The sequence below is a fragment of the Pseudomonas fluorescens genome (genome assembly GCF_000968015.1).
Classification (GTDB): domain Bacteria; phylum Pseudomonadota; class Gammaproteobacteria; order Pseudomonadales; family Pseudomonadaceae; genus Aquipseudomonas; species Aquipseudomonas fluorescens_W.
Genome location: NZ_LACH01000063.1, coordinates 60,409 through 77,299, shown reverse-complemented (window position 1 = coordinate 77,299; position 16,891 = coordinate 60,409). Strand labels below are relative to the sequence as shown.

Here is a 16,891-nt window from a genome sequence, read left to right as displayed (position 1 = left end):
CCATTGCCTGAGCAGCGAACAGCAGGCCTTGATCCTGACCCTGCGCCGACGCTACGAGGAGCACCTGGTGGACGTTGTCGAGCAGCTCACCGGTAAACCGACCAGTGCCACCCGACGCGCCACCTTGAGCGGCATCGTCTCCCTCCTCAACCAATTGCCGGCCTGGGTTGGGGAGCCCCAGGCAAGCAAGGGAGCACGCCGCAAGCTGCTGCAAGACATGGTGATGAGTGCCCTGCAGGGCGCGTTGCAGGCGACTCATGCCTCAGGCTCTGAACGCTCGTCAAAGCAGGGCTGATGGCCGGACGCTGAACATAAATCTCATGCACAAAAAAACGCCACTCAATGAGTGGCGTTTTTTGTGAATGCTAGAGCCTTTCTCAAGTTCTGCGCAGGAGTGTATGAGGAGCCACACCAAAGGCCTTGCGAAAAGCGTGACTGTAATGGGAGAAATCGGAGAAACCGAAATCCAGTGCCGCTTGAGAAATGCTGCGTACCTGGCCGCGTTCTATTGCCTCGCGACTGGCGAGCAGGCGTTCTTTCCAGATCTCCGCGACCGGCGTTTTCTGGTAACGGGCGAACGCGCGCGTGACGGTTCGTGTGGACACATAATGCACTTGAGCGATGCGCTCGATCGTCAGGTCCGGATCGGTCAGATTCTGGTGGATGTAGTTCATGATCCGACCATAAAGATCCAGCTCCTCATGGGTCGTCTTCAAGTCCTGAAGTTCCAGGCTGATCGCCAGGAGGTCAAGCAAGGTGTTGGAAAACCGGCTGGACAGCCCCTCGTCTTGAAAGCTCGCAGGTATGCTCGCCGCTTGATGCAACATCTCGCGCAACGGAATCACCCCTGGACGGCGATCGTCCAGAACCACGGCTGTGCAACCTGCTACGCCTGGCAACCGCTGGCTGAGCAACTGTCGCGGAATGCGGACCAAGTGGTTTTCGGTACCACCCAGGCTGAATCGGAACGTCTGGGATGCGTCATAAAGAAACAAATTGTCCGCCGCCAGCGTTGCCCTGCGCCCTCCCTGCTCCAGTTCACCATAGCCACGCCGGGTGAAACCCAGCCACAGATCTTCATCGGGACCACTGCGCAAATGCTGGGGGGAGCGCTCCCAAAAATGCAGTGGCGAGGACAGCGTGCAGATGTCCAGCGGACCCATGCCGTGGACCTCCAGCGCCCCATCGAAATCGCTCTGCTCCAACGGTTTGCTGTCGGCCGCCAGGCAGTGACGGCACACCACTTCTTTCCAGTAATCAAAGCGACGTGGAGCCGCAACGGCAAGGGTTGAATACTGATTGCTATGACTCATGGCATTCACCTCACTGCGGCGGCTGGACAACAACGGTGGCTGTAACGTTGGTTCCCTGATTAGCAATTAGCAGGCCACTCCCCCTTTTTCCTGACGACTGTACGTGCGCCTGAAATGTCCGACACCCCGTACGCTCGGGAGAGAGACAGGATCCCGCTAACGCTTCACCTGGATTGCGCCTGCCCGTTATCGATGCACCTGTTCGCCTCCTGACGGAGCCCGCGCACCAATGCGGCTCATCGTCCTGACCCTGCTTTCAGGCGCTGTCCTTTCTAGCCAAACGGTTGTCCGTACGAGCCAAGCGTACTGCGCCGTCCCCGCCTAACTTCTACCCCACACCGTGTCCCACCCACCACGACTGATGAGGCGTCCCATGCATCCGCCAGAGCCGCAGCGACTGTCCGATTCATCCTGGCTTTTGCAGATGCGCGACTTGGCGCCTGAAGAGTTCGCCTCCTACCTGTTAGAGCTGGGGACTCTGGCGCTGCGACGCCGGATGAGTTGCGCCAACCGCAAGACACCAGCGCCCGTCAAAACGTTGAACAGCCAACCGTACGCCTAAAAAAAATAAACCAAGGAGCCCCCCATGGAATCTGCGATCGATAAACACCTCAAATGCCCTAGGACGTTGTCTCGTCGCGTCCCTGATGAATACCAACCCCCCTTCCCCATGTGGGTTGGGCGCGCCGATGAGCAAGTGGAACAGGTGGTGATGGGCTATTTGGGAGTGCAGTACCGTGGGGAGGATCGGCGTGCAGCAGCCCTGCACGCCATGCGCCACATTGCCGTCAGCCTGAGCCTGCCCGACGGCCCCCTGAGCCATGACCTGACTCACCACACCGACAGCAGCGGTTACGACAACCTGATGATCGTCGGTTACTGGAAAGACCCGGCCGCCCATTGCCGTTGGTTGCGCTCGCCTGAGGTCACCGAATGGTGGTCGTCGCAGGATCGCCTGAGCGACGGTCTCGGTTACTTTCGGGAAATTGTCGCGCCGCGGGCCGAGCAGTTCGAGACGCTGTATGGCTTTCGCGAGGAATTACCCGGCGTCGGCGCCCTGATGAACACCGTCAGTGACGAAATCGAAGAGCACGGTTACTGGGGATCGATGCGTGACCGCTTCCCGATTTCCCAAACCGACTGGATGGCACCTTGCGGTGAACTGACGGTGATCGCCGGCGACCCGGCCAAAGGTGGGCGCGTCGTCGTGCAAGGCCACGACAATGTCGCACTGATCCGCTCCGGGCAGGACTGGGCTGATGCTGGTGAAGAAGAACGATCGCTCTATCTCAACGAAATTCTGCCGACGCTGCAGGCCGGTATGGACTTCCTGCGCGACAGTGGCAAGGACCTGGGTTGCTACAGCAATCGCTTCGTGAATTACATCGACCTTGACGGCAACCTTCTGAACCTGAGCTACAACATTGGCCACTGGCGCTCCCTGGAAAAACTCGAGCGCTGGGCCGAATCCCATCCGACCCATCTGCGGATCTTCGTGACCTTCTTTCGGGTCGCCACCAGCCTGTCGAAGCTACGGCTCTACCACGAAGTCTCGGTGTCCGACGCCAAGGATCAGGTGTTCGAGTACATCAACTGCCACCCGGAAACCGGCATGTTGCGTGATGCGCTGATCCCGACAACCTGACGTCCGACGCTACCCGGCGTGCCACGGGCGGTCTTGATCCAGATTCCGCCCTGACACTGACCTCACCCCCGAATATTTTTTGGCCCCCTATCTCTAGCGCATGGGGTTGGGGGCCCTTTTGCCAGGAAATCGCTCATGAAGTTGAGTCATTCTTTACTCGTGCTGGGCATGCTGCCCTTTGTCAAAAGCCAGGCCATTGAGGTTGCTCCAGGCGATTTCGAGCCGTTGCCGGCCGGTGCCAACGCCTTGCTGCTCTACTACCAGCACGCTGACCGCTCGGACCTGTACCAGAACGGCCACAAGGTCTCCGACGACTCCAGGCTTAGTTCGGACATCGGCATCCTGCGTTATGTGCACGCCATCGGCCTGTCAGAAAACCTCTCATGGGAACCGCAGATTCTGTTGCCTTTCGGCCAGTTGAACGCCTCGGGAGATATCGGCGCCTTAGGCGATACTCGCGGCATCGGCGACCCAGTCATCACCGCGCCGCTGAAGTGGACACTGCCCACCGCGAACAAGGACATCTTCGGCTTGGCACCCTATCTGTACTTCCCGGTGGGGAGCTACGACAAAAACGATGCCCTGAACCTCGGCGAGAACCGCTGGCGCGCCACGCTTCAGGCGTCCTACATCCACCATTTCTCCCCGAAATGGGCACTGGATACGGTGGCCGACGCCACGTGGGCGTCGGCCAACAATGACTATGGCTCGAGCGGGGCGAAGCTGGAAGAAAACACCCGCTACGAGTACCAGGCCGCCGTGCGCTACAACTGGACGCCGAGCACCACCTTCGCCGTTGGCGGGGGCTACATCACGGGCTCGGCGACCACCTTGAACGGTGTCGATCAGCACGATGGTGTCTCCACCTCCTATGGACGTTTTACCGTCACGCACTTCATCGAGCCCACGTTGCAGATTCAAGCGCAGATCGGCACGGACATCGAGGTCGAACAAGGCTTCAAGGAAAGCGCACGCCTGAACCTGCGCCTCTTGAAAGTGTTCTGAGCGCGCCACGCGCAGCAGGTTGTCCTTTTCAACCAAATGGCTGTCCTTCTCAGCCAAGCAAAGGCTGAGAGGGATGCCTAACTTGATCCCTGCTACCAATCAGATTGATGTCGCTCCAGATGTTTTTTCGAGTCACCGATCACAGACAAAAGAATAGGAAAAAACATGGCCATTGTTCGCCCTACCCTCGACCAACTGCAGGACATCGCTGGCCAGCTGAATATGCAGCTGACGCACGCGCAGGCAGTGGAATATCTGGCACTCATGCAGCCAAGTTTCGATGCCTACGACCTGGTCGACGAGTTGCCGGATTTTACTCCGCCCGTGCGCTACGACCGCAGTTCCGGCTACCGCCCTTCCGACGCTGAAAACCCACTTAACGCCTGGTACTACAGAGCTGAGGTGACGGGCGCTTGCGAGGGCAAGCTAAGTGGTAAAACCGTTGCACTCAAAGACAACATTTCTCTGGCTGGTGTCCCGATGATGAACGGGGCCGCTCCGCTGGAAGGATTCGTGCCTTCGTTCGATGCCACCGTGGTGACCCGTTTGCTAGACGCCGGGGCGACCATCCTGGGCAAGGCAACCTGCGAGCACTACTGCCTCTCCGGTGGCAGCCATACGTCTGATCCGGCGCCCGTACACAATCCATACCGGCACGGTTTCGCTGCCGGCGGATCCTCCTCCGGAAGCGCTGCGTTGGTGGCAGCCGGCGAGGTGGAACTGGCGGTCGGCGGCGATCAAGGCGGCTCGATCCGCATCCCTTCAGCGTTCTGCGGCACCTATGGCATGAAGCCGACCCACGGTCTGGTGCCCTACACCGGGATCATGGCAATCGAGGCCACCATCGACCATGCCGGTCCAATCACCCGCACTGTGCGTGATAACGCGCTGATGCTGGAAGTCATGGCCGGAGCCGACGGGCTCGATCCTCGCCAGGCGGCCCCTCAAGTCGACGCCTATTGCGACTATCTGGAACGAGGTGTGAGCGGGCTCCGGATCGGCATCCTGCAGGAAGGCTTCCAGCTGGCCAACCAGGACCCACGTGTTGCCGACAAGGTACGCGGCGCCATCGCCCGACTCGAGGCCTTGGGCGCTCGCGTCGAAGAGGTTTCCGTGCCCGAGCACAACCTGGCAGGTTCGCTGTGGCACCCCATCGGCTGCGAAGGCCTGACCATGCAGATGATGCATGGCAATGGCGCAGGCTTTAACTGGAAGGGGCTCTACGACGTCGGCCTGCTGGATAAACAGGTCGGTTGGCGTGAACAAGCGGACGCATTGTCCGCGTCGCTCAAGCTGTGCATGTTCGTCGGCCAGTACGGCCTGGAACGCTACAACGGTCGTTACTACGCCAAGGCACAGAACATCGCACGCTTTGCCCGGGCCGGTTACGACAAGGCACTGGAGACCTATGACCTGCTGGTCATGCCGACCGTGCCCATCATTGCCCAGCCCCACCCAGAGCCGGGTTGTTCGATCACCGACTACGTGGCCCGAGCGTTGGAAATGATCGGCAACACCGCGCCACAGGACATTACCGGCCATCCGGCCATGTCGATCCCGTGCGGTTTGGTTGACGGTCTGCCGGTGGGGCTGATGTTCGTTGGCAAGCACTATGCCGAAGGCACGATTTACCAGGCAGCGGCAGCGTTCGAGGCCGCTGTCGACTGGAAAACGTTGTAAGGCTGTCTCCCCCAAACCTCCCGGACATCAATAAAAAAACCGGGCGCGATCATCACTTTTTTGACCGTGTTAACCGATGAGGAGTTACACCATGAGCACCACTGTATCCCCAGCATCCACTTCGACGCCCAGCGAGCGAGCCTGGGCCTTGTTCAAGGTTCTGAAAGACAAGGAACTGATCCCAGAGGGCTATATCGAGCAGCTTACCGAATTGATGGTGCACCAATGGAGCCCGGAAAACGGTGCCCGCGTGGTCGCCAAGGCCTGGGTGGATCCGCAGTTCCGAGAGCTGTTGCTCAGAGACGGCACCGCCGCGTGTGCCCAGTTCGGTTTCACCGGTCCGCAAGGCGAATACATCGTGGCGCTGGAGGATTTGCCCCAGCTGAAAAATGTCATCGTCTGCAGCCTGTGCTCTTGCACCAACTGGCCGGTCCTGGGGTTGCCGCCGGAGTGGTACAAGGGCTTTGAGTTCCGCGCGCGTCTGGTTCGCGAAGGACGCACCGTGCTGCGTGAGTTAGGCACAGAATTGCCAGCCGACGTGGTCGTCAAAGTCTGGGATACCAGCGCGGAAAGCCGCTACCTGGTACTGCCCGTAAGGCCCGAAGGCTCCGAGCACATGAGTGAAGAAGAACTTCAGAAACTGGTGACCAAGGATGTGCTGATCGGGGTTGCCTTGCCCTGCGTACGTTGACCCAAAAGACACTTCATCTTCTAATTTTCGGAGGTTTTCAATATGGATGGCTTTCACGATCTCGGCGGTTTTCAAGGCTTTGGCAAGGTTCCCCATGTCATCAATAGCCTGGATTACAAGCAGGTATTCAAACAAGAATGGGAACACTTGGCGTATAGCCTGATGTTTATCGGCGCAGACCAGTTGAAAAAATTCAGCGTCGACGAAGTACGTCACGCCGTCGAACGACTTGATGTCCGCCAGCACGTAGGCACGCAATATTACGAACGCTACGTCATCGCCACGGCCACGTTGCTTGTCGAAACCGGCGTCATTACCCAGGAGGAGCTCGATCTGGCGTTGGGTTCGACGTTCAAATTGGCGAACCCTCCCCACGACAAGGGTCGTCCCGCCCTCATCGGCCGCCCTCCATTTGAAGTGGGCGACCGGGTGGTGGTTCGCGACGAGTACGTGGCCGGACACGTGCGCATGCCGGCCTATGTACGCGGCAAGGAAGGCATCATCCGACACCGCACCTCGGAAAAATGGCCGTTCCCGGATGCCATCGGTCACGGCGATTTGAGCGCGGCGCACCAGCCCACCTATCACGTCGAATTCCAGGTGAAGGATCTGTGGGGCGATGCCGCGGATGATGGCCTGGTGGTCGTCGACCTGTTCGAAAGCTACCTGGACAAGGCCGTCGTCGCGCAAACGGTGACCGCATGATTGACGGGGCCCTGGAGGTCCGGTTGCCGGTGACGGTCCTTTCGGGCTTCCTCGGCTCCGGCAAGACGACCCTGCTCAACCACATCCTGCGCAATCGCGCAGGCATGAGGGTGGCGGTCATCGTCAATGACATGAGCGAAGTCAACATCGATGCCGAGGACGTGGCGCGCAATGTGTCGCTGCACCGCGGCAGCGATGAACTGGTCGAGATGAGCAACGGCTGCATCTGCTGCACACTGCGCGCTGATCTGCTTGAGCAGATCAGCCTGCTGGCGCGTCAGCAGCGCTTCGATTACCTACTGATCGAGTCCACCGGAATCTCCGAACCGATGCCAGTCGCCGAGACCTTTGCCTTCCTCGACTCGGCAGGTTTCAGTCTGAGCGAACTGGCGCGGCTCGATACCTTGGTCACCGTCGTCGACGGCAGCAACTTCCAGTCGCTGTTGGACTCGCGGGACACCGTCGGCGGCGAGGACGAAACGGGCACGCCATTACGCCACTTGTCCGATCTGCTGATCGAACAGGTGGAGTACGCCAACGTCATCCTCGTCAGTCGGCTGGACGTGATTGGCGAGAAAGGCTTTCTGGAACTCAGCGCCCTCCTCGCGGGCCTCAATCCGAAGGCGCAAATCCTGCCCATGACCCACGGTGCCGTCGATCTGTGGAAGATCCTCAACACCGGCCGCTTCGATTTGCCGAGTCTGGTGCAGTCACCCGGCTGGATGAAGCGTCTGGAAGCAAGTGACGAGCATCCTCCCGAGTCGGACACTTATGGAATTTCTTCCTGGGTGTATCAGGAGCGTGCGCCATTCCATCCGCAACGTCTGCTGGAGTTCCTGCAGCGGCCCTGGCAAAACGGGCGGCTACTGCGTTGCAAAGGCTACTTCTGGGTCGCCAGCCGGCATCTGGACATTGGCATGCTGGTGCAAAGTGGTGGGCAATTTCGTTGGGACTATGTCGGCCGCTGGTGGACATTCATCTCGCAATCACAATGGCCCCATGACGACTATCGCCAACAAGGGATTTTGGCCAAATGGGACGAGATCACCGGGGATTGCCGACAGGAAATCGTCTTCATCGGTCAGTGTCTCGACCTGGATATTTTGAAGCGGCAACTGGACGCCTGCCTGCTGACCCCGGAAGAGATCATGGACGGTCCACAGACGTGGCCAACCTTGCCGGGCGCAACATCCTTCGACCTCCAGGCATTGTCACACTGACCGCTCCTTTAAAATGTCGAAGAGGCAATCAACAGCCCGGCATGATTGTTGAGACCAACGACGAAGCCTTGAGGATCATCGTGAAGGTGCCTTCATCCCGCGTGCGGGAACCGGAACATCGTGGTCTAAGGCAAATGAAACTTCGCATGAACGGTGAGCCTGTCGAGAAACCGGCTGACCGTGCTCTTTTGCTCTGCGCCTTGGCGGGTAATGCAATGAAAGGCAGAACGATAAGCTAACCGTTGCGGCATGATCGATCGAAGCCTGCCTCGCTCGACCCAGATCGCCGCATAGTGGGTGGGTAGATATCCAATATACGTGTCCGAAAAGATCAGCAACGCAATGGCTTCCATGGAGAAGGCACTGACCGCACTGGCGAACCTGAGCTCGCACGGTCGTTTGTTCTCGGCGACATAACCTCTATCGACATAGTCCGCCGCACTTAACTCTTCAAACGTCAGGTTCTGGTCCGAGCGCAGGAAAAACGGGTGACCGCTGCCGCAATACAGATGCTGCTCCTCTTCGAACAGCGCCTGATAATGAAGCCCCGACAACCGATGGTGGAAGGCGCCGACGGCCACCTGGATGCGCTCTTCGAGGACCGCCTGTTCAAGCTCATCGGGACGCATGACTTGCAAATCGATATGGACGCCGGGTTGCGCAGCACGCAACTGGGCAATGGCCGCCGGTACCGGGCTGTGTTCAAGGGTGATCAGACTGTCGACCGTGCCGATGCGCAGCAACTCCCGATGACGCCCGCTGAGCACCGCCGTGCGCTGGCGATCCCGATGCCGAGCGCGGTAATGAAGATGCAAGGCCAGTGCTGCAAGTCCGAGGGTGGCGACCAGCAGACGTCGATGTACGTGGCTAATCCAGGATGAACAGGTCCCCTTCCACATCCGTATCGCCGTGTTTACGACTCTGCGCCGCAGAGTCGTAGACGATCATCAGAACCTCCCCAGGCTGCTCGCCCGATTGGAACAGACGCACGCCCTCAGCGTGATCGTTGCCTTGCCCGAAAGGCACCTCCAGCACCTTCTCCAATTGATCGGTGAAGACCAAGCTTTCCTCGTCCGACGCGAAACCGCCGCGCCAGCGCAAGACCGTTACCGGACCGTCCTGCTCCATCGTGGGGCCCGCCAGGATCAGCAGATCGTCACCGCGGGTGCACAGGTCACGCAAGCCCAGGCCATCGCGCAACGACGCAAACCCGGATTAGTTCCATCAACTCCAAAAATAACCGACTAACGGTCACCCCCGCAGGCACAAAGCCTGCACTAACCACCCAGACGAACATTTGACGTCAATCTACCGCCATACGGATTTCCTAACCAGCAGACCCAATTGAAGCTCAATAGCGTCGGTTCGAGCGCAACTGTGGCCGCAACATTCCCCGCATACAGGATTATTGACATGATCGACCTCGCCACCTGGAATTTAAGCATCCCTGAAGGCAGCCCACCGGCCACCATAGAAACGCCTCGACTGGCGCAAGGCTTCAAGGACCAGTATTTCAGTTCTGAAGCCGCGACCCTCTCCTTCTGGGCACCTGTGACCGGTTCCAAGACTGCCAATGCTATTTACCCGCGCAGCGAGTTGCGGGAAACCTATAGCGATGGAACGCTGCGCAACTGGCAGTATTCAGCGGCGGATAACATTCTGCGGGCGAGTCTGACCGTCAATCAGGTGCCCAGCACCGGCAAGATCGTGATTGGTCAGATTCACAACAAGGACAGCAACGACCCCATGGTGAAGCTGGAATACCAATACAAAACGTCGGCTTCGACGGGAAACATTGTCGTCAAGGTGCGCATGCGCCCCGACGATGAAGAGCCCCAGGTCATTACCATTGCGACGGGTGTGCCGCTCGACCGCAACTTTACCTACCAGATTCACCTCAGCCCGAAGGGCGCGCTGGGCATCAGCGCAGCAGGAAACAACTGGAGAACCACCATCGACCCGAGCTGGAAGACCAAACCACTGTATTTCAAAGCGGGGGCGTATGTGCAGGACAACACCGGCTACCCCACCGAGGGCGGAAAAGTGACGTTCAGGATGCTGGAGGTCCAACACAACATTAAATCGCTTCTTTAGGTAACTACCGTTGGTACGCCGATCCGAAGGGTAAAGACTTAAGTGGATTTCCTCGTCGATCGGCTACCCAGTGGCTAGCTGTCAGTGAACTCAACCGCGCGGGCAGCAGATGCCCTCGAAGCCTTTCAAAACCACTGCGTTCGCCTGAGAGCATTGCTACGTCAGTAATCGACCAGATGATGTCAGCCGCTCGACAGAAGTCGAAATTCAATCCCGAGCAATCTTGTCATTTGCCAAGGCTTAGGGCAGGGTCGATACCACTGACATCTCTGCCAAAGGAGTCACCCCATGTCAAAGCTATATCCCAGTATCGACCCCGAGGGGCTGGTCGAGTACTCAGTGGTCTACACCGACCGCTCGCTCAACCACATGTCGCAGTCATTTCAAGGCGTGATGAAGAACATTTCCAGGACCCTGAAACAGGTCTACAACGCCCAGGCTGTTGCGGTGGTCCCGGGCAGCGGCACATTCGGTATGGAAGCGGTGGCGCGACAGTTTGCCACCGACCAGCAATGCCTGGTGATACGCAACGGCTGGTTCAGTTATCGCTGGAGCCAGATCCTTGAGATGGGCAACATCCCGGCGGCCACTACGGTGCTCAAAGCCCGACCGGTCGACACGGGTCGCCAGGCTGCCTACGCCCCACCCCCTCTGGACGAAGTGCTGGCAGCTATTCAGGCGCAGAAGCCGCAGATTGTCTTCGCCCCCCACGTTGAAACCTCATCAGGGATTATCCTGCCCGACGAGTACCTGCGGGCCGTCGGCGACGCGGTGCATGCGGTCGGTGGCCTGTTCGTGCTGGACTGCATCGCCTCAGGCACCCTTTGGGTTGATATGCAGAAATGCGCAGTCGACCTGCTGATCAGCGCACCGCAGAAAGGCTGGAGCGCCTCCCCTTGCTGCGCCCTGGTGATGCTCAGTTCTTTGGCCCTGGAGCGCATCGAGCAGACGCATAGCAGCAGCTTCGCCTGCGACCTGAAAAAGTGGCTGCAGATCATGCAGGCCTACGAACAGGGCGGACATGCCTACCATGCGACCATGCCCAGCGATTCCCTCGCGCGATTTAACGAAGTGATGAAAGAGACGCAAGCCTACGGTTTCGACAAGGTCCGCAGCGAACAACAGGCTCTGGGCGATCGGGTGCGCGCAATGTTGACCGGCAAAGGCATCAAAAGCGTGGCCGCAGCCGGCTTTCAGGCCCCTGGCGTAGTGGTGAGCTACACCGATGATGCCGACATCAAGAGCGGTAAGAAATTTGCCAACCACGGCCTGCAGATCGCCGCCGGAGTGCCATTGCAATGCGACGAGCCGGCCGACTTCCAGACCTTCCGCATCGGTCTGTTCGGACTCGAAAAGCTGCACAATATCGAGCGCACGGTCAGCACCCTCGAGCAGGCACTGGACGAGGTGATGGATAACTAAGCCCTCATCGTGCCCGCAGCAGATACCGAACTTGTGAATTCCAGGAAGGCATCCTGCCCTGGGCACTGCCGGCCCATGGCGCTGATCTTCGACGAATTTGACGCTGGTCGCCCGGACGTCATGTTAGAACCAAAAGGGAAAGCCCGTGCACGCGTCTTACTCACACGTGCGCCCTTTAGCGCTATCAGAAAAGGTTTCCAACGAAGCCTTTCACGGCGCGGAGATTGGCGGCTGTATGACTTGGATTGACCCAAAGCTGACTAATGAAGCACCCCATCGGTTGCATCCAGCCTTTGGGGTGCCATTCATCAAGCCATCAAGAGCGCCCTACGGAACCTGTGACCGGCAGATTCCCCAGCAAGTGGAGCCCGGTACTCTTCACGAAAGCGTCATAGTCCATCGGTCTCTCGATACGGGTTTCAGCGTTGGGTAGTACGTAGGCCCAGGCACGCTTGGACGATGCGTCGTAAACCAGCTTGAACAGACGGGTCGGCACCCAGACCTTGTTGTCGCCGATGGTGCTGTGGCCTGAGTCAAAGAGCGGGCCGGTAAAGACAAACACATTGCCATCGGCTCGCTTGGCAAATTTTCTGACATCCGCCTCGACCTTGCTCCAGATCTTCCGGTTGTTGGTGGGGTCTTGCGGCACCATGTTCGACAGCGCAAAGGATTGGGCCATTGCATTGGGGCTTGGTGCATCGGCTGCCGGGGATTGATGGCCACGGTCCACGGCCGGATGTTGGCTACGGTAGTCGCTCAACTCTGCCCGCCCACTCTTGGGGATGCGCGGGTCCGGGTAGAACTGGTTGGTGCGCTCCTCCCCTTTGGCATCCTGCAACTGGGCGGCATTAAGGCGTTCGACCACTACCAGCGGCGTCCTGCTGGTTTGCGAGTACAGCACAGCGAAGTTGTCAGAGCACAGGGCCAAGGGTTTCATGGTTGCAGGCACAGTGGCCATGTTGATCGGTTTGGCTGCCGGGAACAGATCTGCACAGCCGTCGAACGATGCCTGTTTCTGTTTGTTTGAATAGAGTTCCAGCGCCGCGTTCTGGCTGATCGAGCCCGAGTGGGACGCTTGTTCGTGATGCTGGGCGGGCGGCTTGAGGAAATCCAGCAGACTGCGGGCTTCTGCCCCGGTCGAGAGCAAAACAAGGGCCGACAGCCCAACTGCAATTTTGCGTAGGTGCATGCTATTAATCTTCGATTTGGATTGAGGGGTAAACGTAGGGCGAGTCCCGATTCACGGAACCTGGTGGAGGCGGTTGCTGATTATCTTGCGGCGAGCATGCTTTCACTGTCCTTGATCAAAATGCCGATGCGGACCCGGTCGGCTCCGAGCAGTACGACCGCTGACGGTCGTGCGGGATTTATTGACCATGACAAGTCACATAAGTGCTGAGCAGCGTTTACATTCTACTGACTCCAATAAATCAGCAGCCCGCTTGAACAAGCTCATGACCATTGGGCATGCCTAAGCGGGCTCCTTAACTGGCGCGAAACGTTGCGCGTACTCCTTTGGACTCACCCCCATGCGTCGCACGAAGGCTTTTCTGAGCACGTCGACACTGTGATAGCCGCATCGGCGCGCAACCTCTTCCATTGACCGCCTTCCCAGCTCAATTTGCCGACAGGCCGCTTCGACCCGGACGTCCTCGACGTACTTCGCAGGCGTTGTCTTGAATTCCCTCTGAAACATGCGAATCAAGGTCCTCACACTGGTGGCGAGCCTGTCTGCAAGTATCTCGACCGTCAGCTCCGAATGTAGATGCTCACTGATCCATACGCATAACTCATCCAGGTTCGAACCTGTCGCATGCTGCGACTGGAGTGCGACGCTGAACTGTGCCTGGCCGCCTGGACGTCGCAGAAACAGAACCAGATTTTTCGCGATCTCCAAAGCGATGTCGTCGCCCAGGTCTTCGCTGACCAATGCGAGTGCAAGATCGATTCCCGCCGAGATGCCTGCCGAGGTGTACAGGTTGCCGTCCTTGACCCAGATCGGATTGGGATCGACCTGCACGTTGGGATAGCGATCGGCCAGGCTGCGTGCCATCCGCCAATGGGTTGTTGCCTTTCGACCATCCAGAAGCCCTGTTTCAGCCAAGGCGAACGCGCCGACACAGATCGAGCACACACGCCTGATGCCCTTGGCTCGCGTGCGGATCCACTCGATGGCCGTCTGATCCAGCTGATCCATGGCTTTCCAGCCCGACGTCACGATCAACGTGTCGATGGCCCTGTTTTCAAGACGCTCCTGTTCAAGCGTCTTGTGCGCCATGAGTGCGATGCCGGTGCTGCTCTCCAGATGTTCATTGGCACCCGCGCAAACCAGCTCAAGTACGTAGGGAGCAGAGTCGCCACGGTGCAGGTTGTTTGCATAGGCAAACACCTCTGCCGGGCCGATCACATCAAGCGAGTCCACGGGCGGCAAACCCAAAATCACCACTCGTTTTTGCGCCACGCCGACAAAGGAATGGTTTGAGTTCGTCGTTTTTTTCACAGCGATCTCCCGCATTGACGTGGCACGGATATTGGCACAAATCATCTGAAAATAGTCAATTGTGCCAATTGCAACTACTTAGAATGAACTGCGAGCCCACTTCATCCTCCGGGAACAAACATGAGTACACCTGTGATCATCGGCGGCTTCAGCGCTCCAGACTCTGAACTCGCCCGCAAAGCCTCCTTCCTCGTCGAGCGCGTTCACTCGCCAGCGCTCCTGCACCATGTGCATCGCACGTGGTGGTTTGCCGAATTCCTCGGCCAGCAGCGAGGCCTGAAATACGACCGCGAGGCCGTCTATCTCGCCGCACTGCTGCACGACCTGGGGCTGACGTACGAATTTGCAGCCGACCAACGTTTTGAGGTCGACGGCGCCGATGCTGCCAGCCGCTTCCTGTTGGAAAACGGTTACCCGGAATCGAAAGTCGAACTGGTTTGGGATGCGATCGCACTTCACTCTAGCGCCGGCATCGCCGACCGCAAACAGCCAGAGATCGCCCTGATCTACATGGGCGCGCATGTCGACGTGATGGGATTACGGCTGGAGGAAATCACGCCATCGTTGGTCGAGGATACGCTGGCCCTCTACCCCCGCATTGGAATGAAAGCCGCGTTTACCCAAGCGGTCGCCGAAGTGGCCCGGAAGAAACCTCACACCGCGATTGGCACTGGGCTCGCGGATGTCGGACGTCGTCACGTGCACGGGTTCGAATGCCCGAATGTGTGCGACCTGATTGACCACGCTCCTTTCGATAGCTGACGGCGATGCGCTACTGCACAGCCTTCTTGAATAGGTAACGCCAGATACGTGATATCGGCGCCAGCAATGTATGTTCCTTTACTTTGGAGTATTCACCATGCAGCAACGTAAATACCTCGTCACCGGCGCTACGGGAAAAACCGGCGTCTACACCATTCGCCACCTTCTCAACGGCGGTCATGCGGTTCGGGCTTTTGTGCACCAGGAGGACGAGCGCAGCGCAGCGCTCCAAAGCGAGGGCGCCGAAATATTTGTGGGCGACCTCCTTGAACATGACGACATCATTCATGCGATGGAGGGAGTCACAGGCGCCTACCTGTGCTATCCCGTGCGTCCTGGCTACATTCAGGCGACCGCCTATTTTGCCGATGCCGCCCGGCGAGCCGGCGTCGAGGTCGTGGTGGAAATGTCGCAGATTTCTGCTCGGGAAGACTCTTTGAGTCACGCCGCGCGCGACCACTGGATTGCAGAACGCGTACTCGACTGGTCGGGCGTACCCACCGTGCACATCCGGCCGACGTTCTTTTCCGAGTGGCTGATCTTTCCGTGGGTACTTGATCAGATCGTGAAGGAGAACAAGATCACGCTGCCATACGGCACCGGCCGACATGCACCCATCGCCGCTGAAGACCAGGCGCGGCTAATCGCCGCCGTTCTCACACAGCCGTCTGGCCATATCGGGAAAACCTATCCGCTGTACGGCCCTGTCGAACTGAGCCATCAAGAGATTGCCGACCAAATCAGCGACATCACAGGCCGCACCATCACCTACAGCCCTTCGACCTTGGAAGAGTATCGCCAGCATCTGGAGACCTACGATCTGCCGGAGTTTGTGATCCAGCATTTCCTTGCAGTCGCGGTCGATTACCAGAATGGAATCTTTAGCGGTGAGGACGGGGTTATCGGCGAAATCACCGGACAAGCGCCTCAAACGGTGGCTGAGTTCGTACGCGCAAACCGGCAAGCGTTCGAGGTGTGATCACTATGGGCGTATGCACTTGGTCTTGAAGACATACGCATACGCCGCTTTTCACTTAGCATCCAATGATTGTCCATTCATTTCCAATGGAGTGCCTGATGAACCCCAACATAGAGTTGTATGGCGCTCAAACCGGCAACAGTCTGAGGGCTGCGATAGCCCTGGAAGAAGCAGGTATCCCCTACACGGCACGGAGACTGAATCTGCACGCGAATGAGCAGCGCGATTTGGCGTACCTGGCGCTTAATCCGGCAGGAAAAGTCCCCACCCTGGTCGACCATACGTCGACACCGGCACTGGTCATCAACCAATCAAACGCAATCATTCAGTTCGCGGACGCCAAAGCTCCCGGTCGACTCGCACCAGCGCATCCTGGACCAGAGCGCGACCGAGTGTTTGATCGTTACTTCTTTTTCGTAACGGACGTCATCGGGCCCAGCCATGCGGCATTCTTCCTGCGTCAGGCGGGATTCATTGATGCGGCCACAGTCATCGATCTGCGCGTCATTGAACAACTTGTCTATGCAGAACGGTTTCTTACCGGAGACTTTATGGCCGGAGATCAGTTTTCCATGGCAGACATCTCTGCTTTCACCCTTGCGGCATCAATTCGTGACCGGCTGGATTGGGCAGTGCTTTCACGCTTGTCACGCTGGTTCGATGCGATCGAAGCCAGGCCCGCAGTCCAGCGAGGATTGAAAGCGTTTCAAAATCTCTAAGCGCCATTTTCTCAGCGGAAAACTGGGTGTCTTCAGCTCGTTGATACGTGACAGAGTGGGTTGTCTTGAGAGGGAGGCTCTTGTACCAGAACAGTAAGTGTCCGGCTAACACACCTTGCGTAGTCGAACGGAGGCAAGCCCGGTATCCTTCATCCC

At 58.4% G+C, this 16,891-nt stretch carries 17 protein-coding genes and 1 pseudogene; 13 read left to right on the top strand and 5 right to left on the bottom strand.

What is annotated here, in order from left to right; all coding sequences use genetic code 11:
• Positions 1-295 (top strand): annotated as a pseudogene (locus VD17_RS26110) (TetR/AcrR family transcriptional regulator); the annotation flags it as partial.
• Between the two features lie 82 nt (positions 296-377).
• Here the strand turns inward: VD17_RS26110 and VD17_RS26105 are convergent.
• Positions 378-1,313: a helix-turn-helix domain-containing protein gene (locus VD17_RS26105; protein WP_046056347.1), complete on the bottom strand. Its 936-nt coding sequence runs from the start codon at positions 1,311-1,313 to the stop codon at positions 378-380.
• Between the two features lie 373 nt (positions 1,314-1,686).
• Here VD17_RS26105 and VD17_RS26100 point away from each other — a divergent pair, with 373 nt between their 5' ends.
• The 7 genes from VD17_RS26100 to VD17_RS26070 all read left to right on the top strand — a co-directional run bounded on the left by VD17_RS26100 (position 1,687) and on the right by VD17_RS26070 (position 8,259).
• Positions 1,687-1,875 carry a hypothetical protein gene (locus VD17_RS26100; RefSeq protein WP_046056346.1) on the top strand — a complete coding sequence of 63 codons (189 nt, stop codon included), beginning with the start codon at positions 1,687-1,689 and terminating at the stop codon, positions 1,873-1,875.
• Positions 1,876-1,899: 24 nt separating this feature from the next.
• A complete protein-coding gene (gene oxdA / locus VD17_RS26095) occupies positions 1,900-2,958 on the top strand; it encodes an aliphatic aldoxime dehydratase (protein ID WP_046056345.1) in 1,059 nt (352 codons plus the stop codon).
• Positions 2,959-3,093: 135 nt separating this feature from the next.
• Positions 3,094-3,963: a transporter gene (locus VD17_RS26090; RefSeq protein ID WP_046056344.1), complete on the top strand. Its 870-nt coding sequence runs from the start codon at positions 3,094-3,096 to the stop codon at positions 3,961-3,963.
• Positions 3,964-4,128: 165 nt separating this feature from the next.
• A complete protein-coding gene (locus VD17_RS26085; RefSeq protein WP_046056343.1) occupies positions 4,129-5,643 on the top strand; it encodes an amidase in 1,515 nt (504 codons plus the stop codon).
• A 91-nt stretch (positions 5,644-5,734) separates the two neighbouring features.
• The gene (gene nthA / locus VD17_RS26080; protein ID WP_046056342.1) at positions 5,735-6,334 is read left to right on the top strand and encodes a nitrile hydratase subunit alpha; all 600 of its coding nucleotides are present in this window, start codon (positions 5,735-5,737) and stop codon (positions 6,332-6,334) included.
• A gap of 42 nt (positions 6,335-6,376) precedes the next feature.
• Positions 6,377-7,039, top strand: coding sequence for a nitrile hydratase subunit beta (gene nthB / locus VD17_RS26075; protein WP_046056341.1), 663 nt, complete (start codon positions 6,377-6,379; stop codon positions 7,037-7,039).
• On the top strand, positions 7,036-8,259 hold the full coding sequence (locus tag VD17_RS26070) for a GTP-binding protein (RefSeq protein WP_046056340.1): 1,224 nt from the start codon (positions 7,036-7,038) through the stop codon (positions 8,257-8,259). Before nthB ends, VD17_RS26070 begins: the two co-directional genes overlap by 4 nt.
• A 125-nt stretch (positions 8,260-8,384) precedes the next feature.
• Here VD17_RS26070 and VD17_RS31880 read toward each other — a convergent pair whose 3' ends face one another.
• Both VD17_RS31880 and VD17_RS26060 read right to left on the bottom strand, forming a co-directional pair.
• Positions 8,385-9,158, bottom strand: coding sequence for a substrate-binding domain-containing protein (locus VD17_RS31880; protein ID WP_080932072.1), 774 nt, complete (start codon positions 9,156-9,158; stop codon positions 8,385-8,387).
• On the bottom strand, positions 9,127-9,459 hold the full coding sequence (locus tag VD17_RS26060; RefSeq protein ID WP_046056339.1) for a DUF3616 domain-containing protein: 333 nt from the start codon (positions 9,457-9,459) through the stop codon (positions 9,127-9,129). Before VD17_RS26060 ends, VD17_RS31880 begins: the two co-directional genes overlap by 32 nt.
• A 213-nt stretch (positions 9,460-9,672) precedes the next feature.
• Between VD17_RS26060 and VD17_RS26055 the strand changes: the two genes are divergently transcribed.
• Complete coding sequence (locus VD17_RS26055; protein ID WP_046056338.1) at positions 9,673-10,353, top strand: polysaccharide lyase family 7 protein; 681 nt, start codon at positions 9,673-9,675, stop codon at positions 10,351-10,353.
• Between the two features lie 288 nt (positions 10,354-10,641).
• Positions 10,642-11,775 (top strand): aminotransferase class V-fold PLP-dependent enzyme, encoded by a 1,134-nt coding sequence (locus tag VD17_RS26050; protein ID WP_046056337.1) that lies wholly within the window; start codon positions 10,642-10,644, stop codon positions 11,773-11,775.
• Positions 11,776-12,091: 316 nt separating this feature from the next.
• Here VD17_RS26050 and VD17_RS26045 read toward each other — a convergent pair whose 3' ends face one another.
• Entirely contained in the window at positions 12,092-12,964 is an 873-nt protein-coding gene (locus VD17_RS26045; protein WP_046056336.1) for a DNA/RNA non-specific endonuclease, read from the bottom strand.
• Positions 12,965-13,246: 282 nt separating this feature from the next.
• Entirely contained in the window at positions 13,247-14,290 is a 1,044-nt protein-coding gene (locus VD17_RS26040; RefSeq protein ID WP_046056352.1) for a GlxA family transcriptional regulator, read from the bottom strand.
• Positions 14,291-14,395: 105 nt separating this feature from the next.
• On the opposite strand from VD17_RS26040, the gene VD17_RS26035 reads away from it, so the two are divergent.
• From VD17_RS26035 to VD17_RS26025, 3 genes are all read left to right on the top strand, one after another.
• Positions 14,396-15,037: an HD domain-containing protein gene (locus VD17_RS26035; protein ID WP_046056335.1), complete on the top strand. Its 642-nt coding sequence runs from the start codon at positions 14,396-14,398 to the stop codon at positions 15,035-15,037.
• A 97-nt stretch (positions 15,038-15,134) separates the two neighbouring features.
• The gene (locus VD17_RS26030; protein WP_046056334.1) at positions 15,135-16,016 is read left to right on the top strand and encodes an NmrA family NAD(P)-binding protein; all 882 of its coding nucleotides are present in this window, start codon (positions 15,135-15,137) and stop codon (positions 16,014-16,016) included.
• Positions 16,017-16,114: 98 nt separating this feature from the next.
• A complete protein-coding gene (locus tag VD17_RS26025; RefSeq protein ID WP_046056333.1) occupies positions 16,115-16,735 on the top strand; it encodes a glutathione S-transferase family protein in 621 nt (206 codons plus the stop codon).
• Positions 16,736-16,891: the final 156 nt, after the last annotated feature.